The following is a 216-nucleotide window of genomic DNA, read 5'->3' on the forward strand; positions in this document are numbered from 1 at the left end:
TGCCAGTCAGGGTTTTCACGAAGATCTGCATGCCTCCGCGGAGACGAAGGACAAGATGAAGGGTTGACTCCTTCTGGATGTTGTAATCGGCCAAGGTGCGGCCGTCCTCGAGCTGCTTTCCAGCAAAGATAAGCCTCTGCTGGTCCGGCGGAATTCCCTCCTTGTCTTGGATCTTGGCCTTTACGTTGTCGATGGTGTCCGAGCTCTCGACTTCGA

The 216-nt window shown here is 55.1% G+C and carries 1 protein-coding gene; it reads right to left on the reverse strand.

Translation table 11 applies throughout. The features are described from left to right. On the reverse strand, window positions 1–216 hold a 216-nt coding region (locus AB1471_RS18220; RefSeq protein ID WP_367781117.1), incomplete at both ends, for a ubiquitin-like protein.

The organism is Jeotgalibacillus marinus, assembly GCF_040801915.1.
GTDB classification, from domain to species: Bacteria; Bacillota; Bacilli; order Bacillales; family Jeotgalibacillaceae; genus Jeotgalibacillus; species Jeotgalibacillus marinus.